Genomic DNA, 1,176 nt, shown 5'->3' on the forward strand with positions numbered 1-1,176 from the left:
ATTAAACCAATTGGTTTAATTACAGAGTCATTTATTAATCTTATTAGTTTAAAATATTTATTTTTTTTTAAACTAATAGGTTTATATTTAGGGTGAAAGAAATAGGGTTTATCATGAAGTTAAATAATAGCAGGCTGATTATCAGGCAGCTAGATAAGAGGCTGCAAAATCTGGCACCTTTACGGGATATCGAATATCCGAAAGAAGGCTGGATTGCTCTTGTTCGGAAAACACTCAACATGTCCTTACGGCAATTGGGAGGACGACTTTCTATTAGTCCGCAAGGCATGGCAAAGGTAGAAAAGAGTGAGTCCGAAGGGAGTATCACGTTGAATAATCTGCGAGAGGCGGGCGAGGCATTGAATATGAAGCTGGTCTATGGCTTTATTCCCCGGGAAGGATCATTGGAAAAAATGATTGAGAACCAGGCTAAGGAATTAGCCCAAAAGATTGTCATGCGAACCTCAACGACAATGAAACTGGAGGATCAGGAAAATTCCGACCAAAGAATTAAGGAAGCAATCGCAGAGATGACCGAAGAGTTTAAACGAGAAATGCCTAAATCACTATGGGATTAGAAACGCTGCAATATGAAGAAGGGCAAACTCCGCTCGACCCTGACGAGAAGGATGGTCTGCTGATTCCTACCATTTTTACCCGTCATGAGCTGGACGAAGTGGAACAACGTAATATAGAAGACGCCATACGATGGACGTTGGAGCGGCGTAAAAGGTTTATGCTTGCAGAAGTTCTTTCAGAACAATTTGTAATAGAGCTACACAAAAGAATGTATGGAGAGGTTTGGGAGTGGGCAGGTCGTTTCAGAAATACCAATAAAAATATCGGCGTTGATAAATACCAGATAGGTATTGAGTTAAGAGCATTGCTGGATGACTGCCGTTATTGGATAGAAAACAAGACGTTTAGCGAAGATGAAATCGCAGTTCGGTTCAAGCATCGGATAGTATCTATTCATTGCTTTCCGAACGGTAACGGAAGGCATTCGCGTTTAATAGCAGACATTATTGTAGAAAAGATATTCGGGAGACCGGTTTTTACCTGGGGCAGCCAAAGTCTGATACACACAACTACATTCAGGACACAATATCTGAATGCATTGCGCCAGGCCGATTGCGGAATAATAGAGCCGTTGATTTTGTTTTCCAGATCATAGAA

Annotated in this window: 2 protein-coding genes; both read left to right on the forward strand. The window is 41.1% G+C overall.

The window, feature by feature from the left end; translation table 11 throughout:
- Positions 1–113 precede the first annotated feature (113 nt).
- Positions 114–578 carry a mobile mystery protein A gene (locus D9O48_RS18680; RefSeq protein ID WP_126974517.1) on the forward strand — a complete coding sequence of 155 codons (465 nt, stop codon included), beginning with the start codon at positions 114–116 and terminating at the stop codon, positions 576–578.
- On the forward strand, positions 569–1,174 hold the full coding sequence (locus D9O48_RS18685; RefSeq protein WP_126974518.1) for a mobile mystery protein B: 606 nt from the start codon (positions 569–571) through the stop codon (positions 1,172–1,174). The genes D9O48_RS18680 and D9O48_RS18685 overlap by 10 nt, the downstream gene beginning before the upstream one ends.
- The last annotated feature ends 2 nt before the right edge of the window (positions 1,175–1,176 follow it).

Origin of the sequence: Gynurincola endophyticus (assembly GCF_003991195.1) — a bacterium.
GTDB classification, from domain to species: domain Bacteria; phylum Bacteroidota; class Bacteroidia; order Chitinophagales; family Chitinophagaceae; genus Gynurincola; species Gynurincola endophyticus.